25 protein-coding genes are annotated in these 23,114 nt (G+C 69.4%); 10 read left to right on the forward strand and 15 right to left on the reverse strand.

Annotated features, from left to right (window positions below; translation table 11 throughout):
- Window positions 1-9 precede the first annotated feature (9 nt).
- Window positions 10-1,905: a Hef-associated nuclease gene (gene han / locus IEY12_RS14310; RefSeq protein ID WP_188884342.1), complete on the reverse strand. Its 1,896-nt coding sequence runs from the start codon at window positions 1,903-1,905 to the stop codon at window positions 10-12.
- A gap of 216 nt (window positions 1,906-2,121) precedes the next feature.
- Here han and IEY12_RS14315 point away from each other — a divergent pair, with 216 nt between their 5' ends.
- Together IEY12_RS14315 and IEY12_RS14320 are read left to right on the forward strand one after the other, a co-directional pair.
- Window positions 2,122-2,622: a Mov34/MPN/PAD-1 family protein gene (locus tag IEY12_RS14315; protein ID WP_188884343.1), complete on the forward strand. Its 501-nt coding sequence runs from the start codon at window positions 2,122-2,124 to the stop codon at window positions 2,620-2,622.
- Window positions 2,619-3,050 (forward strand): FAD synthase family protein, encoded by a 432-nt coding sequence (locus IEY12_RS14320; RefSeq protein ID WP_188884344.1) that lies wholly within the window; start codon window positions 2,619-2,621, stop codon window positions 3,048-3,050. The genes IEY12_RS14315 and IEY12_RS14320 overlap by 4 nt, the downstream gene beginning before the upstream one ends.
- Here IEY12_RS14320 and IEY12_RS14325 read toward each other — a convergent pair.
- From IEY12_RS14325 to IEY12_RS14340, 4 genes are all read right to left on the reverse strand, one after another.
- Window positions 3,047-3,694, reverse strand: coding sequence for a cyclase family protein (locus IEY12_RS14325; RefSeq protein ID WP_188884345.1), 648 nt, complete (start codon window positions 3,692-3,694; stop codon window positions 3,047-3,049). The genes IEY12_RS14320 and IEY12_RS14325 overlap by 4 nt on opposite strands.
- A 39-nt stretch (window positions 3,695-3,733) precedes the next feature.
- A complete protein-coding gene (locus IEY12_RS14330; protein WP_188884346.1) occupies window positions 3,734-6,202 on the reverse strand; it encodes an efflux RND transporter permease subunit in 2,469 nt (822 codons plus the stop codon).
- Window positions 6,202-7,782: a COG1361 S-layer family protein gene (locus tag IEY12_RS14335; RefSeq protein WP_188884347.1), complete on the reverse strand. Its 1,581-nt coding sequence runs from the start codon at window positions 7,780-7,782 to the stop codon at window positions 6,202-6,204. The genes IEY12_RS14330 and IEY12_RS14335 overlap by 1 nt, the downstream gene beginning before the upstream one ends.
- Window positions 7,783-7,855: 73 nt before the next feature.
- Window positions 7,856-8,569, reverse strand: coding sequence for a DICT sensory domain-containing protein (locus tag IEY12_RS14340; protein ID WP_188884348.1), 714 nt, complete (start codon window positions 8,567-8,569; stop codon window positions 7,856-7,858).
- 87 nt (window positions 8,570-8,656) lie between these two features.
- On the opposite strand from IEY12_RS14340, the gene IEY12_RS14345 reads away from it, so the two are divergent.
- The 3 genes from IEY12_RS14345 to IEY12_RS14355 all read left to right on the forward strand — a co-directional run bounded on the left by IEY12_RS14345 (window position 8,657) and on the right by IEY12_RS14355 (window position 10,986).
- A complete protein-coding gene (locus IEY12_RS14345; RefSeq protein ID WP_188884349.1) occupies window positions 8,657-9,307 on the forward strand; it encodes a DsbA family protein in 651 nt (216 codons plus the stop codon).
- Window positions 9,308-9,373: 66 nt separating this feature from the next.
- Complete coding sequence (locus IEY12_RS14350) at window positions 9,374-9,799, forward strand: plastocyanin/azurin family copper-binding protein (protein WP_188884350.1); 426 nt, start codon at window positions 9,374-9,376, stop codon at window positions 9,797-9,799.
- Window positions 9,800-10,023: 224 nt separating this feature from the next.
- Window positions 10,024-10,986: a transcription initiation factor IIB gene (locus tag IEY12_RS14355; protein ID WP_123076814.1), complete on the forward strand. Its 963-nt coding sequence runs from the start codon at window positions 10,024-10,026 to the stop codon at window positions 10,984-10,986.
- A gap of 308 nt (window positions 10,987-11,294) precedes the next feature.
- Here the strand turns inward: IEY12_RS14355 and IEY12_RS14360 are convergent, their stop codons facing one another.
- The 6 genes from IEY12_RS14360 to IEY12_RS14385 all read right to left on the reverse strand — a co-directional run bounded on the left by IEY12_RS14360 (window position 11,295) and on the right by IEY12_RS14385 (window position 15,698).
- Window positions 11,295-12,314 (reverse strand): NADP-dependent oxidoreductase, encoded by a 1,020-nt coding sequence (locus IEY12_RS14360; RefSeq protein WP_188884351.1) that lies wholly within the window; start codon window positions 12,312-12,314, stop codon window positions 11,295-11,297.
- Window positions 12,315-12,453: 139 nt separating this feature from the next.
- Window positions 12,454-13,425, reverse strand: coding sequence for a Gfo/Idh/MocA family protein (locus IEY12_RS14365; protein WP_188884352.1), 972 nt, complete (start codon window positions 13,423-13,425; stop codon window positions 12,454-12,456).
- Between the two features lie 30 nt (window positions 13,426-13,455).
- Window positions 13,456-13,767, reverse strand: a complete 312-nt coding sequence (locus IEY12_RS14370; protein ID WP_123076820.1) for a rhodanese-like domain-containing protein — start codon at window positions 13,765-13,767, stop codon at window positions 13,456-13,458.
- Window positions 13,768-13,770: 3 nt separating this feature from the next.
- Complete coding sequence (locus IEY12_RS14375; protein ID WP_188884353.1) at window positions 13,771-14,064, reverse strand: sulfurtransferase TusA family protein; 294 nt, start codon at window positions 14,062-14,064, stop codon at window positions 13,771-13,773.
- A 44-nt stretch (window positions 14,065-14,108) separates the two neighbouring features.
- Window positions 14,109-15,278, reverse strand: coding sequence for a YeeE/YedE family protein (locus IEY12_RS14380; RefSeq protein WP_188884354.1), 1,170 nt, complete (start codon window positions 15,276-15,278; stop codon window positions 14,109-14,111).
- 105 nt (window positions 15,279-15,383) lie between these two features.
- Window positions 15,384-15,698, reverse strand: coding sequence for a helix-turn-helix transcriptional regulator (locus IEY12_RS14385; RefSeq protein WP_188884355.1), 315 nt, complete (start codon window positions 15,696-15,698; stop codon window positions 15,384-15,386).
- A 227-nt stretch (window positions 15,699-15,925) separates the two neighbouring features.
- Here IEY12_RS14385 and IEY12_RS14390 point away from each other — a divergent pair, with 227 nt between their 5' ends.
- Together IEY12_RS14390 and IEY12_RS14395 are read left to right on the forward strand one after the other, a co-directional pair.
- The gene (locus tag IEY12_RS14390; protein WP_188884356.1) at window positions 15,926-16,174 is read left to right on the forward strand and encodes a helix-turn-helix domain-containing protein; all 249 of its coding nucleotides are present in this window, start codon (window positions 15,926-15,928) and stop codon (window positions 16,172-16,174) included.
- Window positions 16,175-16,232: 58 nt separating this feature from the next.
- Entirely contained in the window at window positions 16,233-16,538 is a 306-nt protein-coding gene (locus IEY12_RS14395) for a helix-turn-helix transcriptional regulator (protein WP_188884357.1), read from the forward strand.
- Here IEY12_RS14395 and mobA read toward each other — a convergent pair.
- A complete protein-coding gene (gene mobA, locus IEY12_RS14400; protein ID WP_188884358.1) occupies window positions 16,535-17,146 on the reverse strand; it encodes a molybdenum cofactor guanylyltransferase in 612 nt (203 codons plus the stop codon). The two genes, IEY12_RS14395 and mobA, sit on opposite strands and share 4 nt — an antisense overlap.
- 157 nt (window positions 17,147-17,303) lie before the next feature.
- Between mobA and arcD the strand changes: the two genes are divergently transcribed.
- On the forward strand, window positions 17,304-18,746 hold the full coding sequence (arcD, locus tag IEY12_RS14405) for an arginine/ornithine antiporter ArcD (RefSeq protein WP_188884425.1): 1,443 nt from the start codon (window positions 17,304-17,306) through the stop codon (window positions 18,744-18,746).
- Between the two features lie 39 nt (window positions 18,747-18,785).
- Window positions 18,786-19,235: a DUF7522 family protein gene (locus IEY12_RS14410; RefSeq protein ID WP_188884359.1), complete on the forward strand. Its 450-nt coding sequence runs from the start codon at window positions 18,786-18,788 to the stop codon at window positions 19,233-19,235.
- Here IEY12_RS14410 and IEY12_RS14415 read toward each other — a convergent pair.
- Together IEY12_RS14415 and IEY12_RS14420 are read right to left on the reverse strand one after the other, a co-directional pair.
- Window positions 19,232-19,882 carry an RAD55 family ATPase gene (locus tag IEY12_RS14415; RefSeq protein WP_188884360.1) on the reverse strand — a complete coding sequence of 217 codons (651 nt, stop codon included), beginning with the start codon at window positions 19,880-19,882 and terminating at the stop codon, window positions 19,232-19,234. The two genes, IEY12_RS14410 and IEY12_RS14415, sit on opposite strands and share 4 nt — an antisense overlap.
- 164 nt (window positions 19,883-20,046) lie before the next feature.
- Complete coding sequence (locus IEY12_RS14420; protein ID WP_188884361.1) at window positions 20,047-20,997, reverse strand: NAD-dependent epimerase/dehydratase family protein; 951 nt, start codon at window positions 20,995-20,997, stop codon at window positions 20,047-20,049.
- Window positions 20,998-21,154: 157 nt separating this feature from the next.
- Between IEY12_RS14420 and IEY12_RS14425 the strand changes: the two genes are divergently transcribed.
- Complete coding sequence (locus IEY12_RS14425) at window positions 21,155-22,111, forward strand: aldo/keto reductase (RefSeq protein ID WP_188884362.1); 957 nt, start codon at window positions 21,155-21,157, stop codon at window positions 22,109-22,111.
- On the opposite strand, the gene IEY12_RS14430 is transcribed toward IEY12_RS14425, so the two are convergent.
- A complete protein-coding gene (locus IEY12_RS14430; protein ID WP_188884363.1) occupies window positions 22,112-22,999 on the reverse strand; it encodes an NAD-dependent epimerase/dehydratase family protein in 888 nt (295 codons plus the stop codon).
- Window positions 23,000-23,114: the final 115 nt, after the last annotated feature.

Raw genomic sequence — 23,114 nt, forward strand, 5'->3', positions numbered from 1 at the left:
CGTCGCGGTCTAGCGCGTCAGCGTGCTGTGGAGCTCCTCGTCGATCTCGGCGTCCGCCATCTTCTCGACGAGCGCGTCGAGGACCTCCTCGCGCATCCCGTTCACGAAGCGGATGGAGCCGACGACGAGGTGCCCGCCCCCACTGACGCCGGCGCCGGGGAACTCGTCGTTGAGGTCGCTCACCATCTGCGGGATGTCCATGCGCACCCCATCACTGCGGAGGACGGCGAAGTCGGGGCCGTAGCCGATGGTGATGACGGGTTCGCCCGTCTCCTCGACCTTCCGGTCGTGTATCTCGCCCGTGGTCTTCCCGGGCGCGGGGTACGTGAATCGGTGGGCGTAGTTCTCGACGTCGACGCGGTAGAGGTGCGCGCCGGAGTCGACGGTCTCGTGCTCGACGTGTGGCATCGCGGCGTCGAGCTGGAGGTCGACGTCGCGCTGGGCTTTCTCGGCGAGCCACGGGACGAGCTCGCGGTGGCGTTCGGCGTCGCTCCCGACGTTCAGGACGTCGTTGATGAGGTCGCGGCCCGCGCTGTAGCGCAGCCAGAACGCCTCGTAGTCGAGGGCTTCGCTGACGTCGTGGAGGAACTCGTCGTCGTAGCCGGCCGACCGAGCGAGGTCGAGGTAGTCGCTCATCGCCTCGGCCTTCGAGCGGTCGCTGATGCCGGCGACGGCGGGAACGTGGTCGAGTTCGTCGTCGAGGCTCGGGTCGATCATGCGCGCGAGCTCGACGCACATCATGCCGGTGGTGACGCGGTAGTCCTCGCCGTGGAGGTAGGGGTTGACGTGCGCGTCGACGAGCGGGTCGACCGCCTCGGGGTCGGGGTGGTGGTGGTCGACGACGACGATGGGGATGTCGTAGTGGGTGAGCGTCTCGTAGGCGGGCGTGTCCTCCTCGGTGGAGCCGTTGTCGAGCATGAGGAGGAGCGGAAGCTTCTGCCCGTGGCGCGCCTGGTCCTCCAGGGCGAAGTTGAGGTCGCGGGTGGCGTCCTCCATCTCGTAGTAGGGCGCCTTGCTCGGGAGGCGCTTGAGGAGGTGGCGCTTCGCCTCGGCGTCCTCGTGGGTCTCGTCGATGAAGCGCTCGAGGGCGAGCTGGACGGGGACGCTCGCGCACATGCCGTCGCCGTCGGCGTGGTGGCGCATCCGGATGGGCCGGGACTCGAGGACGGTCCGTCGGAGCTGGCGGGCGACCTCGCGGAGGTCGGGGTAGAGCTCCTGCATCGCCGGCCACTCGACGAGCGGGTCGACGTCGGCGGGCTCGGAGCGCTCGGCGACGGCGGCGGCGAGACGCTCGCGAACGTGTGCGGCCTCGCCCTCGGAGAGCGCTTCGAGGGAGCTGATCTCGACTTGGAGCGCGCCCTCGCGTTCCTCGACTTCGCCGGTGACGTGGACGACGGCGTCGAGGTCGACGTCGGGGTAGGCCCGAACGCCCGCCTCCTCGAAGGCGGTGCAGGGGACGGCGCCGGTCTCGTCGCGCACGCGGAAGATGGTGGGGCCGCCGGTCTGCTTCACTTGGACGACTTCGCCCTCGAGGTGGACGGTCTCGCCGACGCGCCCGTCGAGGGCGCCGGCGGCGGCGCGCTCGTAGGAGAACGCACGCTCCTCGACCTCGTAGTCGTCGAGGTCCGCGACCTCGAACCCGAGGTCGCCGTTCTCACGGATCTCGGTGAGCTCGACGACGAGTTCGTCGCCGACGCCGTACTCGTCGTCGTAGTCCGACGGGAGGACGGACTCGTGGAGCAGTCCGGAGACGTGTTCGGAGAGGTCGACGAAGACGCCGTAGTCCACCACGCCGTTCACGGTCGCGGTGTAGCACTCGCCGGCCTCGATGTCCTCGACGGTACACTCGGCGGCGAGCTGGTAGACGACGGAGGTAACGCCTCCGTCGGAAGAACCGTCAGTCATGCTCCGTGATTCGGCGCCGGTGTGTTTAAGGCTTTATTGTCGCTCTCGCGGGTTTCGGGGCGTCTCGTCGCCGTCACCGGAACGCGGTGAGGTCGGGTCGGCTACCGAGAGCGTCGCTCTCGTGAACGTCGCGCGCCCCGTCGCGGCGCACGTCGCCGCGAGCGCGCCGACGGTGGCCTCGAAAGGTTTAGCACGCGCCGGCGACCACCTCGAAGTATGGCGTTTGGCTCGCGGCCGGTGCTCGGCATCGCGGCGGAGACCCTCGACTTCGCGCTCGAGGCGGCCGAGGACTCCCACCCGAACGAGTACCTCGGCGTCCTCCGAGGGACGCCGGCCGCCGAGTACGACCTCGACGGCGACGGTGACGGCGACCTGATCACGGACGTCCTCTTCATCCCGAAGACGACGTCGAGTCCCGTACAGGCGACCCTCCAGTCGGACCTCATCCCGAACGATAGCCACACCGTCGGGACGATACATTCCCATCCGAACGGCGTCCTGCGTCCGAGCGACGCGGACCGCCAGATGTTCGGGCGCGGCTCCGTGCACGTCATCCTCGGTGCGCCCTACGAGCGCGACTGCTGGCGGGCGTTCGACCGCGAGGGCGAGCCGACGACGCTCGACGTCTACGACGTGGCGCTCCCCGCGCCCGAGGACTTCTTCGACTTCACGCAGGCGGACATCGACGCCGAGCTCGAGGAGGAGGACCGACTATGACGGCGCGCGTCGTCGCGCAGGGCACCTTCGACTTGCTCCACCCGGGCCACGTGCATTATCTGGAGGAGGCGGCGGCGATGGGCGAGGCACTCCACGTCATCGTCGCGCGCCGCGACAACGTGACGCACAAGGAGTCACCCGTCCTCTCGAACCGCCAGCGTCGCGACATGGTCGCGGCGCTCGACGCCGTCGACGACGCGCGCGTCGGCCACCCCACGGACATCTTCGCACCCATCGAGGAGATCGAACCGGACGTGATCGCACTCGGCTACGACCAGCATCACGACGCGGACGCCATCGAGGCCGCGCTCCGCGAGCGCGGTCTCGACTGCGACGTCCGCCGGGCGTCCGCGCGCGACCCTGCGTACGAGGACGAACTCCTCTCGACGGGCGCGATCATCGACCGAATCCTCGCCGAGCGCGCTTAGTCCTCGACGACGGCCACGGCACGCACGGGCGCGCCGTCAGCTTCGACGCGGAGCGGATACGCCGTCAGGCGGAAGCGCGACGGGAGCGCGTCGAGGTCGCGGAGGTTCTCGAAGACGAGTCGGTCGGCCTCGAAGAGCGCGTGGTGTGCGGAATAGCCCTCGGGGTCGTCGTCGGTGTCGGCATCGCCCGCAGGCGGCGACGGGTCGGGGCTCGCGGCGTCGAGGGCGACGTGCTGGTCGCGTTCGGCGAGCTCGCGCGCCGTCGCGGGCGCGAGATACGGGTGGTCGCGGTAGCGCGGCGTCCCCCAGTGCGCGTCGAACCCCGTTCTGAAGACGACGACGTCCGCCGAGCCGTCGGCGGGGAGCGCGTCGGGCCGTATCGCCTCGCGCGGCCCGGCCTCGACGTCGACGAGGTGGGCGTCCATCGAGAACGTCCCGACATCGTACTCCGCGAGGCTCGGGCCGTCGGCGAGCAGGTGGCTCGGCGCGTCGACGTGCGTCCCGCTGTGCGTGGAGAGTGCGAGCTCGGTGACGCGGTACCCGTCGGCGGCCATCGTGGCGGCGGGCGAGACGGAGACGGTGGGGTCGCCCGGGTAGACGGGCATGCCGTCGGTGAGGGGGTGCGTGAGGTCGTGACGAGTCACGTCGAGGCGGAGGGGGCGGCGTCGAGAAAGCGCTCCGGTTCAGGTGGCCTCGTAGCGCTCGACGGCGTGCCCCCAGACCGCCATCGCGGAGGGCGTGACGATGACCGACATCAGGTAGGAAAGGAGGATGCTGAGGCCGGTGACGGCGCCGAACTGCCCGAGGATGGGCGTGATGGCGAGCACGAGCACGCCGATGCCGGTGACGGTGGTGAGCATGCTGCCGGTGAGCGACCCGCCGGTGCCGCGAACGGCGACCTCGATGGCGTCGTAGAGGTCGCGCTTGCGGTACTCGTCGCCGAAGCGGTGGACGATGTGCGCGGAGTAGTCGACGCCGAGGCCGATGCTGATGGAGAGGATGGTCGCGGTGAGGGCGTTCAGCGGGATGTCGAAGTAGCGCATCGTCGCCGCGATGAACGCGACCGTCAACACGATGGGGAAGAGGTTGACGAGGCCGAGCGTCGGCCGGCGCTCGAAGAGCCAGTAGCAGAAGAGCAAGAAGAGCGCGGTCAACAGGAGCGCGACGGCGAGGCTCGTCAGCGCCGAGTCGAGGATGCTGTCCGTGATGTACTCGAAGACGACGGCTTGGCCGGTCGCGGTCGCGGTGAGGCGATAGCGGTCCTCGACGACTTCGGCGTCCGCGACGACCTCCGCCTGCGTCGCGCTCGATTCGGCGGAGTAGACGACCTTCGCGCCGCGCTGGTCGTGCGAGATGTACTGGCGCGCCTGGTCGTGGTAGGGCGAGTCGAGCAGGCGGTCGTAGATGAGGCCGAGGTTGTCGTCGGGGACGCCGTCGTCGTCGATGTCGTTGCGCGCGACGAGTGCCCGGAATTCAGCGTTCTGGTCGGCGTAGCTGTCGATGACGCCGACGATGCTCTGGGTGTCGGCGTAGCGGCTGTCGTCCTCGGTGATGAACGAGCCCGGCGGGTCGTAGGCGGCGTGATGCATCGACTCCAAGGCGTAGTCTTGGCGTAACGGTCCTCTCACGTACATCGTCACGGAGCTCCCGCCGATGGAGTTGAAGTTGTCCTCGAGGTAGTTCAGCGTCCCCGTGACCTGGTACTCGTGGGGCGCGAACGGCTCGGGGAGGTCGTCGAGCCACGCGGGCGTGTCCTCGGGCGGGAGGAAGTCCTCCTGGTTGAACGAGGTGCTGACGCCGGTGCCGTAGCCGGCGACGACCGTCGTCGAGAGGACCATGACGATGAGGAAGACGTAGGGCGCCTTCCGCGCGATGAGGACGGGATAGCCGAGGAACTTCCCGGTGAGCGACCCCTCGCCGCCGAGGGGCTGGGTGCCGAACTGCCGGATGCCGTTGCGCTCGCGCCAGAGGTCCGTGTAGACCTTCGCGGCCGGGAGGAAGATGCCGAAGATGAGCACGGTGAACGTGATGCCGATGGCGGCGACGACGCCGAAGTCGCGAATCGGCCCGAGGCTGCTCGTGAGGTTCGCGAGGAACCCGAGGACGGTAGTCCCGGTGACGATGAAGAACGCGACGAGCAACTGGTCGGTCGCGATCTCCATGGACTCGACGACGCCGTGGCCCTCCGTGCGCTCCTCGCGATAGCGGTTGACGGCGTGGATGCCGAAGTCGATACCGACCGCGAGGAGGAGCGGCGGGACGGCGATGAGCATCTGGCTGAACGGGATGCCGGCGACGCCCATGAACCCGAACGTCCAGATTATCGCCATGACGAGCGAGACGACGCCGAGCAGGAGGTCGAAGGGGTCGCGATAGCTGAAGACGAGGAAGACGAGGATGAGCAGCGCGGCGGCGGGGACGACGATGAGCAGCGAGTCCATGATGACGTTCGCGAACTCGGCGGAGAGGATGCCGCTCCCGAAGACGGTGATGTCGCGCGCGCCCTGCCGGTCGAGCGTGGTCTCGACGCGCTGCTGGATGGTGGAGACCGGACTGGAGCCGCCGGACGTGCCGGCGGAGGAGCCTCCCGCGCCGGGCACCTGATGGGTGACGACGGCGACGGTGGCGCTCGCGCTCGCGGCCTGCGAGTTGAAGTCGTCGCTGAGCGAGGAGGCGAAGCCCGGGCTCTCGGCGGCCCGCCGGACGGCGGCGTCGATCTGCGCGGGCGTCGCGCCCTCGACGGCGTCGATCTTCTCCGCGTACGTGTCCGCCTGCGGGTCGATGAGGAGCGCGACCGTGTCGGCGACGCTGGACGCGCTCTGCACGCGGAGGCTCTCGCGCGACGCCAACTCCTCTTCGGCCCGGAGCAGCCGCAGGAGCGCGGGCTTGGCGAGGACGTTCTGGTCGCGCTGGATGAGCTGCGTGCTCGCGACGTCCTCGGAGAACGACTGCCCGAAGACGCGGTCGACGTCGTTCAGCGCCTCCTGAGCGGGGCTCCCGGATGTGAACTGGCTGGTTCCGGACTCCGTGGAGACGTTCCCGAGGCCGGCGGTGAGCAGCGCCGTGACGAGGAGGAACGCGATGATGACCGTTCCCGGTCGCTCCCCGACGAGATGATCGATCCGCTCGATGACGTCCTCGTAGCTAGCCATCACTGACGCCTGTAGTAGAGGTAGCCGCCAGCGACGACGACGATGAGAACGACGCCGCCGATGAGGGCGATGGGCGGCCCGCTACCCCCCTCGGGTGCCGTTACGGAGAGCGGGACCTGATAGTAGTTCGAGAGCTTCGTCTCCCCGCCGGTGTCGTACTGGAAGTCCATCGAGACGGGGTAGGTCTTCTCGAGCGCGGAGCCGGAGGCGGAGAGCGAGAACGTCACGTTCGTCGTCTCGCCGGCCTCGAGGTGGGAGACGAACGCTTGGTCGTCGCTGGCGGAGATCGGCGCGTCCGCGTACACCTTCGCGTCCACGTTCGTGACGGCGGTGTCGCCGTTGTTCGTGAGGCGGAAGGTGACGGTCTCGCCCGAGCCGGCCGCGAGCGTGCCGTCGACGGGTTCGACGACGAAGCGGTCGCGCTCGGGTGCGATGTCGACGGTCGCCGGGAGGTCGTCGCTCTGACGGGTGTCGCCAGCGTCGTTCCTGTAGCGGACGCCGAGGTCGAGTTGCCGCGGGCCGGCCTCGGCGCTATCGGTGACGTCGACCGGGAAGGAGACGCTGACGCTCTCGCCGGCGGCGACCGAGCCGACCGCGTATTCGTTCCGACCGGGGACGACGTTCGCGCTGGTCGAAGAGAGCGTGACGACGGCGTTCGAGACGGCCGTCGGGCCGGTGTTCGTGACGGTCGCGTTCAGCGTCCCTTCCTCGCCGGCGCGGAGGGTGCTCGAGACGTCGCCGAGCTCGAACGTCTGCTCGGGGAGCGGCTTGACGGCGGCGAGGAGGCTGTCGGACCGCTCGGTGTTGCCGTTCTCGTTCGCGTACGTGACCTGTGCGTCTAGCGTGTAATTCTGCGCGTCCGCGTCGGCGGCGACGGAACTCGAGACGGAGACGGTGCGGTTCTGGCCGACGGCCCACGAGCCGACGTAGGCGGTGACGGGGCTGCCGTCGCCGACGACGAACTGGGAGCCCTGCGGGCTGACGGTGACGCGGGCGTCATCGGCGGGCTGGGAGCCGACGTTCTGGAGGGTGAGCCGCGTCGTGCCCGTGTCGCCGACGGAAGCGTTCGTGGACGTGTCGACGACTTCGAAGCGCGGTTCGTCCTTCACTTCGAGGGTCACGTCGAGCGACTGGGTTACCTTCTTGTCGTCCCGGACGCCGCCGTCGTAGACGGAGTAGATGTACGTCACTTCGACCGGGACGGTGTACGTGCCGGGCTCGGCGCTCCGGTCGACGGCGACGCGGAAGGAGGTGGGAAGCGCCGCGCCCTCGGTGAGCTGTGATTGGCCGTTCGCCCGGAGGACCTGCGTCCCCGTCTTCACGTCGATGGGGGCGCTGCCGTCCTCCATCGTCACGCGGACGTTACGGGCCGTCGTGGCCTGACTGAGCTCCGTGCCCGTGTACCCCGACGCGGAGACGTCCGGGGCGTTCGAGACGACGACCGTCAGGTCGGTCTCTTGACCGGGGGAGACGGTGTCGTCGGCCAGCGCGGCCGTGAGGTTGGGGGCTGGGGCGGCGGCGGCGATACCACTCGCGGCGACGACGCCGACGAGGAGACACACGAGGAGTGCGCGTTTCATGAGTTGACGAGTCTCTGCGCGCGACTTGTGTCGGGTGTCACATAAGCGGTCCCCAACGGCCAGAAACTCCGCGTCAGTTTGTCGTCAGTCTGTCGTCTCCGAGCGCGGCGAGCAGGCGGTCGACGAGCGCCCCGTCGTACGTCCAGACGCCGTAGAACGCCCCGGGCGTTCGCTCCTCGGCGACGAGCGCGGACTTCTGTTGAGGGTCGGGACCGCCGTCGTAGACGACGAACCACGTCTCGGTGACGTCCGGGGAGTCGTCGGCGTGAACGGTGACGCCGTCGATGCGGACGTCGGCATCGGGCGCGCCGTAGACGTGGACGTCGAGGTCGCGCGTCGCGAGGCGTGCGTAGGTCTCGCGCTGCTCTCGGACCGTGGAGAGACGCTGGAAGCCCGCGTGGAGGGTGCCGGAGCCGGCGCGCCACGCACGGTCCTCGACTTCGCGCGTCGCGTGGAGCGTCTGGCGGTGGTCGTAGGAGGCGAAGGTCGCGCCGTCGAGCGCTTCGAGGACCGGCTGATAGGGCGCGGGCTCGCCGACGCGCTTCGGTGGCGCATCGGGGTCGACGAGCGTCCGCAGGGCGGCGAGGCCGACGGCGGCCTCGAAGACGCCGTCGTGGGCGAGGACGGCGTGTTCGGCGGCGTCGGGGGGACAGCGACTGTAGCGGACGGCGACGTTCTGGGAGGCGAAGTAGTCGCGTAGCTCCGAGACGATGGCGTCGCGCTGGGCGTAGACGGTCAGCGTCTTCTCGTGACTGCGGACCGTCTCCAGGACGTCTCTGAGTCCCACGGTGGCCGTCTCTCTCACACACAGATATAGCTGTGGGGGCGGTCGGGGAGCGGTGACACTATGGGCCGGTCGGCCCTCCCTCCAGCTATGAGTACGCGACGCGACTATCTCGCGACGGCGGGCGCGCTCGGTGTCGGCCTCCTCGCGGGCTGTCTGGGCTCGGGCGGTGACGGGTCGAGCGTGGACGTCGAGGTGGTGGAGTCGATGCCGACGCCGGTCCGGGGCGACCCGGACGCGGACGTGACGGTGCAGGTCTTCGAGGACTACGCGTGCCCGCACTGCGCGACGTACGCGACGGAGGTCGCACCGCGCGTCTTCGAGGAGTACGCGACGCCGGGGACGATCCGCTACGAGCACCACGACTTCCCGATTCCGGTGAGCGAGACGTGGTCGTGGGCGGGCGCGAACGCGGCGCGCGCGGTCCAAGAGCAGGTCGACGTCGAGGCCTTCTTCGAGTACACGCACGACCTGTTCGCGAATCAGGGCGCGTACGTGGGGCAGGGCGACGCGGGCTACGACTTCCTCGGGTCGACGGCCGAGGAGTACGGCGCGGACGCGGATGCCGTGGTTCGGGCGGCGAAGGGCGGGAAGTACGACCCCGTCCTCCGGGCGGGCAAGCAGGCGGGTCGGGACATGGGCCTCGACGGCACGCCCGAGGTGTACGTGAACGGGTCGGCCACCGACGGCTACGAGTACGGGACGGTTCGCGACGCCATCGAGGCGGCCCGCCAGTCGTAGCGTCGGCGACGCCATCAGGAAGGAACGGACCGATACGACTTTTCTGTCGGCGTCACAACGTCCGATATGGACCGACGCAGCTACCTCGCGAGTGTCGGCGCGGCGGGTGTCGCCGCGCTCGCCGGTTGTGGCGGAAGCTCGGACTCCCAGACGTCGACGACGACGCTCCCGCCGGACACCGTCCAGTGTGACCTCGTCGACTACGCCTTCGAGCCCGGTACCGACTCCGCCCTCGAAATCGACGCCGGGACGACCGTCCGCTTCGTCTGGAAGACCGGCGGACACAACGTCGTCCCCGAGGAGAAGCCCGCCGATTCCGACTGGGAGGGCGAACCCGAGATCCTCGGCGAGGGCCACACCTACGACTACGAGTTCACCGTCCCGGGACGCTACCACATCGTCTGTGAACCCCACGTCAACATGGGGATGGTCGGCGACATCGTCGTCCGCGACACCGAGTCCACGACGGCCGCGACGAACGACTCCGCCTGAGCGACGCGGCCCGGGCCCGCCCCGGTGACGCGACGGGCGCGCGAGAAACACCGCCCGCGTCTCCGTGCGGCCGCGTCGCACGTCCACTCCTCACAACCGTGCGAAACCGGCACAAAACCAGTGAATCGTGCCGGAGAGCGCCCGTCCGACGCCGAGACGCCGAAAGAGTACTATGGGGGAATGGGCAAAGGGCTTAAATCTATCGTTGTTCTTGGTAAGGATACATGGTACGCCCCAGCCGCCAGCAGGAGCGAGACGTCGAGGCGGAGACGACAGACGCGGAGCAGGAGGGGACGCGCACGTGTCCGGAGTGTGAGTCGGAGAACCTCTCGGTGAGTGCGGATCAGGGGGAGCTCATCTGTGAGGACTGTGGCCTCGTTCTGGAGGAGGACAACGTCGACCGTGGACCGGAGTGGCGGGCGTTCAACCACTCCGAGCGCCAGCAGAAGAGTCGGGTGGGTGCGCCGACCACGCAGACGATGCACGACAAGGGTCTGACCACCCAAATCGACTGGAAGGACAAGGACGCCTACGGGCGCTCGATCTCCTCGAAGAAGCGCTCGCAGATGCACCGCCTGCGCAAGTGGCAGGAGCGCATCCGCACGAAGGACGCCGGCGAGCGCAACCTCCAGTTCGCGCTCTCCGAGATCGACCGCATGGCGTCGGCGCTCGGCGTTCCTCGGAGCGTGCGCGAGGTCGCCTCGGTCATCTATCGGCGCGCGCTCAAGGAGGACCTCATCCGCGGACGCTCCATCGAGGGCGTCGCGACCTCCTGCCTCTACGCGGCCTGCCGCAAGGAGGGCATTCCGCGCTCGCTCGAGGAAGTCGCGGAGGTCTCCCGCGTCGACCAGAAGGAGATCGGGCGTACGTATCGCTACGTCGCCCAAGAGCTCTCCCTCGAGATGGAGCCCGTGGACCCGAAGCAGTTCGTCCCGCGCTTCGCGAGCGAGCTCGGCCTGAACGAGGAGACCATCGCGAAGGCGAACGAGATCATCGACATCTCCGCCGAGCAGGGCCTCCTCTCCGGGAAGAGTCCCACCGGGTTCGCGGCGGCCGCGATCTACGCCGCGAGCCTCCTCTGCAACGAGAAGAAGACCCAGCGCGAGGTCGCGGACGTCGCGCAGGTCACCGAGGTCACCATCCGCAACCGCTATCAGGAGCAGATCGAAGCAATGGGGTTCGAGTAGGCCGGCCCGCAGGGGCCGAAAACGCGAGCGGGGAGCGCTAGCGACCCGCGCGCGCCATCGCGAACCGCTGGACGAACGCGCGACGGCCGAGCACTCCCGACTCTCTCCCGTTTCGACGCCACGAGCCGTCGTTGGGGCACGCGCGGCTCGCGGCGTCGGGCCGGGTCGGTTTCCGACGGGCTGACGCGAGTGGGTCGTCGTCCGGCATCAACGCTCTCTGAGCCGTCGAACCGGGCGTCGCTTCGCGCCGCTTGCTCGCCGCTCACGCGTCGAACCGGGCGTCACTCCACGCCGCTTGCTCGACGGCTCTACGAGCCGTCGAACTCGGCTTCGACGCGCACGACCTGCTTTCCGACGTTCTCGCCTTCGAAGAGGCCGACGAAGGCGTCCGGGGCGTTCTCGAGGCCGTCCGCGACGGTCTCGCGGAACTGGACGTCGCCGGACTGCACCCACTGTGCGAGGCGCTCGCTCGCCTCCTCGAAGCGCGGGGCGTAGTCGCCGACGAGGAAGCCCTCGACGCGGGCGCGGGTCTCGACGAGTCGTGGGAGTTTTCGCGGGCCCATCGTGACGCCCTCCTCGTTGTAGAGGGCGATCTGCCCGCAGACGGCGACACTCGCGCGGACGTTCAGGTGCGCGAAGACGGCGTCCGTGATGTCGCCGCCGACGTTGTCGAAGTAGGCGTCGACGCCTCGCGGGGCGGCCTCGGCGAGCGCGTCCGCGACGTCCGCGTCCGCGTAGTTGATGCCGGCGTCGAAGCCGAGGTCGTCCGTGAGGTACTCCACCTTGGCGTCGCTGCCGGCGATGCCGACGACGCGACAGCCGTTCAGTTTCGCGAGTTGGCCGACGACGCTCCCGACGGCGCCGGCGGCGGCGGAGACGACGACGGTGTCGCCGGGGTCGGGGTCGAGGACGTCCGTGACGCCGAAGTAGGCCGTTCGGCCCGGCATCCCGAGGACACCGAGCGCGACGGAGTCGCGGAGGTCACCGGTCTCGACGGCGACGACGTCGGCACCGTCGGCGACGGCGTAGTCCGCCCAGACGAGGTTGCCGGTGACGGTGTCGCCCGCCTCGTAGTCGGGGTGGTTCGACTCGACGACTTCGCCGACGACGGCACCGCGGAGGGCGTCGCCGACCGCCCACGGTTCCGCGTAGGACTCGCCCTCGCGCATCCGGTCGCGCATGTACGGGTCGACGCTGAGGTAGCGCGTGCGGACGAGCACCTCGCGCGGACCGGGCTCGGGAACGTCGGTTTCGACGAGGTCGAAGTCCTCGTCGTCGGGGACGCCGTCGGGGCGCTGTGCGAGAACGAACTGCCTGTTTGTCGCCATACGTTACCCGTGGGGCGGGAGCGTGACGTACGTTGTGGCGTCCGCGACGCTCGCTGAAACCGAACGCACGTTGTGCGCCGTTTACGCCGCGTCGGAGCGCGCCCTCGAACGGACGACCCCCCGCGCGGGCCGTCCCGCGTCAGGGGCGGACGCGCTCGCCGGTGGCGGCGGCCTCGTAGAGCGCGTCGATGACGCGCATGTTCGCGACCGCGGACTCGCCACCGGTCGCGGGCGTCTCGCCGGCCGCGACGCGGTCCGCGAAGTGCTCGACCTCGCGGGCGTACTGGTCGACGGGGTCGAAGGACTCGGTGACCTCGCGGCCGTCGACGGCGTAGCGGAGTTCGGCGGGCGCGTCGCGCGGGACGTTGAACGCGGGGTCGGGGACCTCGATCCAGCCGTCGGTCGTCTCGATGCGGTACTGCTGGCGCTCGGGGGCGTCGAACCACGAGCGGAGCGTGGCGCGCACGCCGTCGTCGTACTCGAACGTGCCGACGAGGCGCGTGTCGACGCCGCAGTCGCGGCTGTCGTACGTGCTCGCGGTGACGGCGTCGGGCTCGCCGAGATACGTCCGGAGCGCGTGGACGGGATAGCAGCCGACGTCCATGAGCGACCCGCCCGCGAGGTCGGGGTCGAGGCGGACGTCCTCGGGCGCCCCGTAGAGCGGGAAGCCGAACGTCGCCTCGGCGGAGACGACGTCGCCCATCTCGGCGAGCAGGTCGCGGACGCGCTCGGTTCGCGGGTGATAGCGGTACATGAACGCCTCCATGAGGGTGACGCCGGCGTCCGCGCAGTGGTCGGCGACGGCGCGGGCTTCGGCGGCGTCGCTCGCGAGCGGTTTCTCGCAGAGGACGTCGAGGCCGGCGTCGGCGGCGCGCGTCGTCCACTCGGCGTGGAGGCCGTTCGGGAGCGGGTTGTAGACGGCCTCGATGTCCGCATCGAGGAGCGCCGCGTAGCTCCCGTAGGACTCCGGGATGCCGTGGTCCGCGGCGACGGCGGCGGCGCGCTCGGCGTCGCGCGAGGCGATGGCGACGACGTCGTGGTCGGTGCGCGCGACGCCGGGGAGGAAGGATTTCAGGGCGATGTCGGCCGTGCTGATGACACCAAAGCGCATACGCCCCGGTTGGTCGGAGGCGGGGAAAAGCTACTCTTCCGTCGCGACGGGGCCGTCCCACGCGTCGATGCCGCCGGCGACGCTGTACACGTCGTCGGCGTCGCCGTAGCGCTCGACGAAGCGCGCGGCCTGCTGCGAGGACTTCCCGACGTAGCAGAGGAAGGCGACGGTGTCGTTCCACTCGCGCTCCTCGACGATTTGCTCGAGCTCCTCGAGCGTGAGGTTCTCCGCGCCGGGGACGTGGCCCTGCTCGTAGGCCTCGGGGTCGCGGATGTCCACGAGCGTGAAGTCCTCGTCGTCGAGTCGCGATTCGACGTCGTCGGGGTGGAGTTCGGGTGCCATGGGTCAGTTCTTGCGGAGGTAGATGCGGTAGACGCCGTCGCCGCTGCGCCAGACGCTCGCGTCGGCGTCGTCGCCGACGGCCTTCGGGACGTTCTCCGTGCAGGGGACGTGGTCGGTCTCCTGCACGAGGAGGTCGCCCGACTCGATCTCCTGGAGGCCCTTCTGGGCCTCGACCTGCGGGTACGGGCAGACCTCGCCCATCATGTCCTGCGTGAGGTCGGCGGCCTCGTAGAGGTCTTCGGCTGCTTCGTCGTCCAGTTCGTCCGGGGAGTCGATGACGTCGTCGATGGATGGCATTGGTGTGTCGTAGTCGATGGAGTGGTGTCTGTCTGGCGGTTCCCTTAGATGGCGCAGCCGACTTCGCGGTAGATCCAGTGCGTCATCACGTAGACGCCGGCGACGATACCGATGGTCGCGATGAACGAGTGGACGGAGAGCTCGGCGAGCCCGGAGTAGATGTTCCCGATGTTGCAGCCGGGCGCGAGGCGGGAGCCGGCGCCCATGGCGAAGCCGCCGAGGACGGCGTTGGGGAGGCGGCGCTTGCGCGGCATCCGGAGGGAGAAGTCCCCGCTCCAGTAGGCGGCGAGGCCGGCGCCGACGACGAGGAACGTGATCATCACCATGTCGACGGTGAGGCCGACGCCGGCGCCGCGGAAGAGGACCGAGCCCCAGTAGGTGAACGAGCCGGCGTCGACGCCGACGAGCGAGAGGAGGTAGCCGCTCCAGCGGGCTTCGGGGCCGGTGATGCCGACGATGGAGACGGAGGTGAACCAGAGGAGCGCGAAGACGGAGATGCCGAGCGCGGCGCTCCGGGGGTCCCACGGGCGCTTGCTCGCGGCGACCGGGTCGGCCCACGCGTCCCGAACGCCGGCGGCGTAGGCGCGCGTGCCGGCGGCGAGTCGCTGGAGGCCGACGATGGGCGTCCCGACGATGGTCGCGGGGCGGGCGGACGCGGCGGTCGCGCGCTCGGCGGTGTCGGCGTGCTCGCGGCCGAGGACGGTGGCGTAGACGAGCGTGGCGACGGCGGCGACGCCGATGGCGAGGAGGCCGGCGGGCACCGGGGAGATTTCGAAGAGCGAGACGCCCTCGCCGAACGTCAGGGAGGCGAAGTACGTGGACTGGAGCGTCGGGAACGCGGCGGTGAACGCGACGTAGCCGACGCCCATGAACAGGAGGGTGATCCAGTACTGGACGTAGCCCTCGCCGGCGCGGTAGAGCGTCCCGGAGGCGCAGCCCCCGGCGTACGTCATGCCGATGCCGAAGACGAACCCGCCGACGAGGCCGGTGAGACCCCAGCCGGGCGTCCAGAAGCCCTGATAGTAGCCGAGCTGATAGGCGGTACCCCAGAACACCATCGTCACGAGGACGGCGGCGATGACGCCCTTCGTGACGCGGGTGTCCTTGTACGCGAAGAGGTCGCGGAAGGCGTTGACGAAGCAGAACCGGCCCTTCTGGAGACAGGCGCCGATTCCGAGGCCAACGACGGCCGCGATGGCTAGCTGTGAAACCATCTGGTCGCGACCTATTCGATAGAGCGGTTTAACGGGCCGCATCGCAGGCGTTCGTGCTGGGAGTCGCGACGCCGCGTCGGACCTAACAGCAACGGTTGCCACCTCTCAGCCGTCTGCCTCGTCTCGCGGGAGGTCGATGCGGTCGTTCGCGCGGAGGTAGTCGTTCTCCCACTCGCGGCGCGCGCGGAGTTCGCGGCGGCCGCGACGGGTGACCGTGTAGTAGTTCGTGCGCTCGTCGAGTTGGCCCTTCTCGACGAGGCCCTTCTCGACGAGGGTGTCGAGGTTGGGGTAGAGGCGCCCGTGGTGGATCTCGGACTCGTAGTATTCCTCTAGCTCCTCTTTCACTTCGAGACCGTTCGGTTCCGCGAGGCCGGAGACGACGTAGAGGAGGTCGCGCTGGAACCCGGTGAGGTCGTGCATGCGCGGCCGTTCGTCGCCCCCGCACAAATATATTCAGGTATGGAGATGTCACGCGCCGGGGAGTGTGCCCACCGCTGACGCCGCGTACGCGAGTGACGGACCGTCCGCGGCCGGGTCGAGCGGCACCGTCTCTCGCCGCGACGCCGGGACGTGGCGCGTCGCCGTCGGCGCGGTCCGGATACCTCGCCGGAGAAAGTGTTAACTGGTAGCACACCACATAGTATGGTATGAGTGACGCGAGCGCTCCCGGCGGAGGGGAGTTGCGGAGCGCCGACCGAGCGATACTCGAGTTCCTCGTCGACGGCGCGCCGCAGTACGCCGCCGTCATCGCCCAGCGGACGGGTATCCACACGCCGTACGCGGAGCGGCGCTGCGAGGCGCTCGTGCGCACCGGCCACCTCGAACCCGTGACCGGCGAAGTCGTCTACCGCATCACCGCGCGCGGCGAGGAGGCCATCGGCCGCCTCCCCGACTGACCAGCCCCCGAGTGGCCACCGGAGTTAAGCGGGGAACGGCCATCCTCCCATCCAAGCGATGCACGACCTCACCGGGTTCCAGCGCGACCTCCTCTTCGTGACGGCCGGTCTCGAGGAACCGAACGGGCTCGACATCAAGGACGAGCTCGAGGAGTACTACGGGACCGCCATCAACCACGGGCGCCTCTACCCCAACCTCGACACCCTCGTCGAGAAGGGTCTCGTCGACAAGCGAAAGCAGGACGAGCGCACGAACGCCTACTCGCTGACGGGACGCGGCCGCCGGGAGGTCCTCGACCGGGAGAGCTGGGAGCACCAGTACATCGAGGAGCTCGTCGAGGAGGAAGCCGAGCGCGCCCGCTAGGGCTCGAAGCGCTCGACTGCCGCGTCGAACGCCGTCCGCGTGTTCAGGCTCTCGAACGACCCGGTCGTGGCGTGCACATCGATTTCTTCGGCCGTGACGGAGACGACGTCGAGACCGTCGAGGAGCGCGACTGCCCGGCGCTCGCCGCTGTCGAGCGCGCGCACTGCCGCGTCGGCGGCCGCGTCCGGTCGATAGACGGCGTGGAGGGCTTCGCGGTACTCGTCGGGTTTCGGGACGGCGGCCTCGTGTGCGGCCGCGCGGTCGAAGAGGTAGCGGACGAACGCGGGGTCGACGAACGGGACGTCGCAGGCGACGACGAACGCGCGGTCGGCGTCGGTCGCGCGGAGACCGCAGGCCAGTCCGGCGAGCGGGCCCTCGTCGGGTCGGTCGTCGAGCGCGTACGTCACGGGGAGGGGATAGTCGGCGAGCGCGTCCGCGATACGCTCGCGCTGGTCGGCCCGACAGTTCACGACGAGTTCGTCGACGGGGCCGGCGATGCGGTCGGCGACGCGTCGGATCATCGGGGTGCCCGCGAGCTCCGCGACGGCCTTGTCCGCGCCGTCGAAGCGGGTGGAGCGCCCGCCCGCGACGACGACTCCGGCGTGCATACCCTCCCTCGGTGCGCCCGCCCCAAGAGCGTCCCGCTCGCGACGCCGCGTCGCAGGTCGCGGCGACGCGCGCCGGCTCCGCGCCCGCCCCGATGAATGTTCATGGGTATTATCTCGACGTGCTTTAATGCGCGAGGGGCATACGCGGGGGACACGCATGCCCTCGCTGAACGTCGACCCGCGTCGCTACGAGGAGTTCGACCCCGAGCGTCGGCCGAGCCTCCGGTGGGCGCTCGTCCCCGTCCTCGCGCTCGTCGTCTTCCTCGGCGTCGGGTCGGGCTACCTCGGCCTCTCGCCGCACGCACCGCTCCTCTGGACCATCGTCCTCACCGGCCTCGTGGGGTACGCCGTCCTCGGCTTCTCGTGGGAGGAGCTCTACGAGGGCGTCGCCAGCAGCCTCCTCATGGGCCTGCAGGCCATCCTCATCATCTTCGTCGTCTACGCCGTCATCTCCACGTGGATCGCGGCGGGGACGATTCCCGCGATCATGTACTACGGCCTCGGCCTCCTCACCCCCGAGGTCTTCCTCCCGATTACCGCGCTCTTCGCGGGCGTCGTCGCGTTCGCCATCGGCTCCTCGTGGACCACGGTGGGGACGCTCGGCGTCGCGTTCATCGGCATCGGCCACGGCCTCGGCATCCCGTCCGCCATGACCGCCGGCGCCATCGTCTCGGGCGCGTACGCCGGCGACAAGCAGAGCCCGCTCTCCGACACCACCAACCTCGCCGCCGCCGTCACCAACACCGACCTCTACGACCACATCGAGCGGATGCGCGTCGGCACCGCCGTCGCCTTCGGCCTCGCCGTCGTCGCCTACGCCGTCCTCGGCCTCCGCGCCGGCGGCGCCATCCCCGCCGGCCAGCTCGAAGCCATCCGTGGCGCGCTCGCGTCCACGTACGACCTCTCCGTCCTCGCGTTCCTCCCGCTCGTCGTCACGTTCGCGCTCGCGCTTCGCGGCTACCCCGCGCTCCCCACGCTCGTCGCCGGCGTCTTCGCCGGCGTCCTCACCACCGTCGGCCTCCAGGGCGTCGGCTTCGTCGACGCGTGGGGCGTCTTCCTCAGCGGCACCGCCCCCGAGACCGGCATGGAGCTCGTGAACGGCCTGCTCGTCTCCGGCGGCCTCTCCGGGAGCGCGTGGACCATCACCGTCGTCGTCCTCGCGCTCACCCTCGGCGGCGTCCTCGAAGCCACCGGCGTCCTCGCCGTCCTCGCGCACCACCTGACGAAACTCGTCTGGAGCGCCGGCAGCCTCGTCGTCGGCACCGAAGCCGCCGCCATCACCGTCAACGCCCTCAGCGCCCAGCAGTACATGAGCATCGTCGTCCCCGGAATGACCCTCCGGAACGCCTACGACGACTTCGAGTTGGACTCCTCGAACCTCTCGCGCGCCATCGAAGCCGCCGGCACCCCCACCGGCGTCTTCTTCCCGTGGCACGCCGGCGCCGTCTTCATGGCGGGCGCGCTCAACTTCGAGACCTCGTGGGCGTTCGCTCCCTACTACTTCTTCGGGATGCTCAGCCCCCTCGTCCTCCTCGCGATGGCCGTCGTCGGCTACGACTTCGTCCCCAAGACCGACGCGGCCACCACGAGCGCCGACTAGGGGGTAACGTTAACCCCCCATCGGCCCCACGGTGAATGTATGAACGAGGAAGCCGAGTCGTTCGTGGCCGCGCTTCGCAAGGAGAACGTCGGCCGCATGCGACGCGCCGTCGCCTACGACGGCGAGGAGTACGACATCCTCTACACGCGCGAAGATGTCGAAGCGTCGATGACGGCCGAGGAGATCGACGAGACGACCAAGAACCTCATCCTCAAGGGGTTCGACGACGAACTCGACCAGCCCGAGTTCGCCCGCTTCGGCCACCTCGACATGAGCGTGCGCTGGTTCCACGGCGTCGTCGTCCTCCAAGTCCCCCTCGGCGACTGGAGCGGCATCATCGTCGCCTTCGACCGCGACACCGTCGTCGACACCGGCGCGTTCACGGATATCGCACTCGACTACATCGAGGACTCCGACACCGAGATGCGCGAGGCGGACATCGACGACGAGGACGACCTCGACGACGCCGTCGAAGAACAGTTCGGTTAGTACGGCACCCACGCCGTCGGCGACGACTCGACACCGACCACGCGGAGTTCGCGCTCGTCCGCGTCGTTCAGGCGCGTCTGTACCATCCCGTCGAAGAGCGGCGCGAAGCGCTCGAACGTCTCCTGATCGCCGAGTTCCGTGAGCGAGACGCCGAGCATCCCCGCCGACTGGACGCGGCCCGTGTAGACGTGGAGGAAGCGGAACACCCGCCGAGGCTCCGTGTACATCAGCATCGTCGGAATCGACACCAGCCCCGAGCGCACGCGCTCGACGTCGTGCTCGTCGAGCGCCTGAAACACCCCGGCCATCCGAATCCCGATTTCCGTCACGTCCCCCGGCGAGGACGCATAACGGACCCACTGCGAGTCACGGACGTCCTCGCCGCGCTCGCGCGTCACGCAGTCCACGACGCCCGCCCGCCCCTCCGAGACCGCGTTCGCCAGCGGCTCCGAGCGCGACAGCAGGCGGTTCGCGCCGTCGCGCGTCGACACGACGAGCGCACCCTCCTCGCGCCGGCACCCGCTCTCCACGAGCGAGAGCGCGAGCGACAGCTTCCCGGTCATCGGTGGCCCGCCGATCATCAAGTTCGTCCCCGCAGGAACGGCGTCCACCGGGAGGATATCGCCGACGTCGTAGGGTTCCGCCATCGGACACCGTGTTCGCCCGGCAGGGTGTAAAACGTACCGACCCCTCTCTCTCACCCACTCCGCACCCGCGGTCTCGCGGCGTCGCTCGTCTTTCGCGACGCCTCCTTAGTGGTTTCACCGCGCGCTCCTCGCGGCTCCGCCGCTCGCCGTTCCGCGACGCCTCCCTAGCGGTCGGCGTCGCGTTCCCCTCGAATCTCCGCCGCGAGCTGTTCGGTCGCCTTTCGGACGGCTTCGTCGCTCGACTGGCTCGGACGCCAGCCGAGCGCGTCGAGTTTCTCGATGCTGAGACGCATCTTCGGCACGTCGCCCGTCCAGCCGCGCGACCCGCCCGTGTACTCGTACGCCGGGTCGACGTCGAGGACGTCCGCGACGACGTCCGCGATGCGGTTCACGGACGTCGTCGTCTTCGTCCCGAGGTTGTACGTGTTCACGTCCGCGTCGGCGTTCTCGACGACGTACTCGATGGCCTCGACGCACTCCTCGACGTGCATGTAGGACTTCTGCTGGCGGCCGTCGCCGAGGATTTCGAGCGTCTCCGGGTCGTCGAGGAGTTTCTCGATGAAGTCCGGGATGACGGTGCCGCGCTGGCGCGGCCCGACGATGTTCGCGAACCGGAACGTCCACACCCGGAAGTCGTAGGAGTGCCCGTAGACGGAGAGCAGGCCCTCGTCGGCGAGTTTGCTCGCGCCGTAGATGCTGATGGGTTCGAGGGGCGCGTAGTCCTCCGGCGTCGGCATCGGCGCCTCACCGTACACCGTCGAGGAGGACGTGAACGCGATCTTCGAGGCGCCGACCGCCTCCATGCGTTCGAGGACGTTGTACGTCATCTCCTGGTTCTCCTCGAAAAGCGTGCGGTCGTCGTCGAAGTTCGTGTCCGTGTACGCCGCGAAGTGGAAGACGATATCGGTGTCCTCGGGGATGGCGTCCGCGACGGCGTCCTCGTCCAGCAGGTCCGCCTCGACGAACTCGACGCCGTCGGGAACGGCCTCGCGCGACCCCTTCGAGAGGTCGTCGACGCCGACGACGCGGTTCTCCCCGCGGAGGCGCGCCGCGAGGTGTGAACCGACGAGGCCGGCCACGCCCGTGACGACCACTGTCCTGTCTGTCAGGTCCATAGCGACTCGTGCGCGAGACGGCGCAAGTGTCTTTCCCTTCGGTGGACGAGCGGGCCGCGCCGGCCCGCGACGGCACGCATCGCGGGAGTCGTCCCACTCGCCACCATCGGTTCCGGTTCCTCCCGATTATTTACCTTCGACCGTCGTGGGTGTCGGCATGGAGGAAGTCCCCCTCGGAACGACCGGCGAGACCGTGAGCCCGCTCTGCCTCGGGACCATGTACTTCGGGAGCCGGACCGACCCGGAGACGTCGCGCGCGCTCCTCGACACCTACTACGAGGCCGGCGGGCGGTTCCTCGACACCGCCAACATCTACGCGACGTGGGTCGAGGGCTACGACGAGCCGGAGAGCGAACCCCTGCTCGGCGAGTGGATGACCGAGCGCGACAACCGCGACGACATCTTCCTCGCGACGAAGGTCGGCTTCGAGTACGGCGACGTCCCGAAGTCACTCGACCCGGACGTCATCGAGCGCGAGGTCGAGAAGAGCCTCGACCGACTCGACACCGACTACATCGACCTCCTGTACGCGCACGTCGACGACCGCGACACGCCGCTCGCGGAGACGATGGCGGCCTTCGACCGACTCGTCGAGTCCGGGAAAGTACGACACATCGGCGCGAGCAACTACTACGGGTGGCGGCTCGCGCGCGCCAACACCATCGCCGAGGAGCGCGGACTGACGCCGTTCAGTTGCGTCCAGCCCCGCTTCTCCTACCTCACTCCGCACCGCAACTCCGACTTCGAGCGCCAGCGTCCCGCGACCGACGAATCCGTCACCTACTGCGACGACAACGACCTCACGATGCTGCCCTACTCGCCGCTCCTCGGGGGGTGTTACGGCCGGGCGGACAAGCGCATCCCGGAGCGCTACGTCACCACCGAGAACCGCCTGAAGATGGACGCCGTCGCGGACGTCGCCGAGCGACACGACGTCTCCGGCAACCAGGTCGTCCTCGCGTGGCTCACCCAGCGCGACCCGCCGACCGTGCCCGTCGTCGGCTGTAGCACCGTCGAGCAACTCGAGGAGAACCTCGCCGCCCTCGACGTCGACCTCGACGAACGCGACTTCGAGCGCCTCGACGGCATCGAGACGCTCGGCGGCCTCCACTAATCAGGCGAACGACGGGCCGTCTATGTCCTCGCCCTCGGCGTCGCGCCACGAGTGGGTGGGCGTCCATCCGAGCATCGACTCGGCCTTCGACGTCGAGTACGCGGACTCGTCGCCCGCGAGTTCGACGCGCTCGGGGAGCGCGCCGTAGCCCGCCTCGACGGCCGTCGCGGTGTCGACGCCGAGGAAGTTGTCGGCGGCGAACGCGTTGAACACCTCGTGGCCGTCGAACGCCGCATCGAGCGCCGCCTCGACCAGCGAGACGACGTCGCGGATGTCGATGTACGACCAGAGGTTCCCGAAGCGCGGCGCGCTCTCCACGTCGAATGACTCCCGGAACGGCGTGATCTGATAGTCGCCGGGGTACTGAATCCACGAGGGCCGAATCGACGCGACGGAGACGCCGAACGCGTTCGTCACGCGCTCGGCCGCCGCCTCGCCCGCGAGCTTCGACGTCTCGTAGCCGTTCCACGGGCGCGTTTCGTGGGTCTCGTCGACCGGGAGATAGTCGGGGAGTCGCGGCTCCGGCCAGTGCGTCCCGTAGACCGTCTCGCTCGACGCCCAGACGACGTCCGCACCGGCCCGACCCGCCGCTTCGAGCGTGTGGAACGTGCTCAGCGCGTTGTTCTCGTAGACGCGGCCGCCCGCGTGGTCCTCCTCGTGCGGGATGTTTCCGAAGTGAACGACGTGCGACGGGTCGGCGTCGAGCACCGTCTCGAACACCTCGCCCTGCTCGGTGAGGTCCACCGCCCGGAAGTCCACGCCATCGACGTCCTGGTCGTCGGGGAGGCACCGGTCGAGCGCGACGACGGCGTACTCCGCACGGAGCGAATCGACGATCCAACTGCCGGAGCCACCGAGCGCACCGGTGACGACGACTGTCTCTGTCACACTCCGAGAACACGAAGGCGGGATATAACGGTTCAGCTCACCCACCCGGATCGCCGCCGCCGGGGACGGTGTACACACAGCGCATTCGGAGCGGGCGACGCACGCGCCACGCGTT

Source organism: Halarchaeum grantii (genome assembly GCF_014647455.2).
In the GTDB taxonomy this organism is placed as follows: Archaea; Halobacteriota; Halobacteria; order Halobacteriales; family Halobacteriaceae; genus Halarchaeum; species Halarchaeum grantii.

Coding starts and splice junctions, on each gene's coding strand:
- han (WP_188884342.1), bottom strand. CDS start 1,905: ATGACTGACGGTTCTTCCGACGGAGGCGTTACCTCCGTCGTCTACCAG.
- IEY12_RS14315 (WP_188884343.1), top strand. CDS start 2,122: ATGGCGTTTGGCTCGCGGCCGGTGCTCGGCATCGCGGCGGAGACCCTC.
- IEY12_RS14320 (WP_188884344.1), top strand. CDS start 2,619: ATGACGGCGCGCGTCGTCGCGCAGGGCACCTTCGACTTGCTCCACCCG.
- IEY12_RS14330 (WP_188884346.1), bottom strand. CDS start 6,202: ATGGCTAGCTACGAGGACGTCATCGAGCGGATCGATCATCTCGTCGGG.
- IEY12_RS14335 (WP_188884347.1), bottom strand. CDS start 7,782: ATGAAACGCGCACTCCTCGTGTGTCTCCTCGTCGGCGTCGTCGCCGCG.
- IEY12_RS14345 (WP_188884349.1), top strand. CDS start 8,657: ATGAGTACGCGACGCGACTATCTCGCGACGGCGGGCGCGCTCGGTGTC.
- IEY12_RS14350 (WP_188884350.1), top strand. CDS start 9,374: ATGGACCGACGCAGCTACCTCGCGAGTGTCGGCGCGGCGGGTGTCGCC.
- IEY12_RS14355 (WP_123076814.1), top strand. CDS start 10,024: ATGGTACGCCCCAGCCGCCAGCAGGAGCGAGACGTCGAGGCGGAGACG.
- IEY12_RS14360 (WP_188884351.1), bottom strand. CDS start 12,314: ATGGCGACAAACAGGCAGTTCGTTCTCGCACAGCGCCCCGACGGCGTC.
- IEY12_RS14365 (WP_188884352.1), bottom strand. CDS start 13,425: ATGCGCTTTGGTGTCATCAGCACGGCCGACATCGCCCTGAAATCCTTC.
- IEY12_RS14370 (WP_123076820.1), bottom strand. CDS start 13,767: ATGGCACCCGAACTCCACCCCGACGACGTCGAATCGCGACTCGACGAC.
- IEY12_RS14375 (WP_188884353.1), bottom strand. CDS start 14,064: ATGCCATCCATCGACGACGTCATCGACTCCCCGGACGAACTGGACGAC.
- IEY12_RS14380 (WP_188884354.1), bottom strand. CDS start 15,278: ATGGTTTCACAGCTAGCCATCGCGGCCGTCGTTGGCCTCGGAATCGGC.
- IEY12_RS14385 (WP_188884355.1), bottom strand. CDS start 15,698: ATGCACGACCTCACCGGGTTCCAGCGCGACCTCCTCTACGTCGTCTCC.
- IEY12_RS14390 (WP_188884356.1), top strand. CDS start 15,926: ATGAGTGACGCGAGCGCTCCCGGCGGAGGGGAGTTGCGGAGCGCCGAC.
- IEY12_RS14395 (WP_188884357.1), top strand. CDS start 16,233: ATGCACGACCTCACCGGGTTCCAGCGCGACCTCCTCTTCGTGACGGCC.
- mobA (WP_188884358.1), bottom strand. CDS start 17,146: ATGCACGCCGGAGTCGTCGTCGCGGGCGGGCGCTCCACCCGCTTCGAC.
- arcD (WP_188884425.1), top strand. CDS start 17,304: ATGCCCTCGCTGAACGTCGACCCGCGTCGCTACGAGGAGTTCGACCCC.
- IEY12_RS14410 (WP_188884359.1), top strand. CDS start 18,786: ATGAACGAGGAAGCCGAGTCGTTCGTGGCCGCGCTTCGCAAGGAGAAC.
- IEY12_RS14415 (WP_188884360.1), bottom strand. CDS start 19,882: ATGGCGGAACCCTACGACGTCGGCGATATCCTCCCGGTGGACGCCGTT.
- IEY12_RS14420 (WP_188884361.1), bottom strand. CDS start 20,997: ATGGACCTGACAGACAGGACAGTGGTCGTCACGGGCGTGGCCGGCCTC.
- IEY12_RS14425 (WP_188884362.1), top strand. CDS start 21,155: ATGGAGGAAGTCCCCCTCGGAACGACCGGCGAGACCGTGAGCCCGCTC.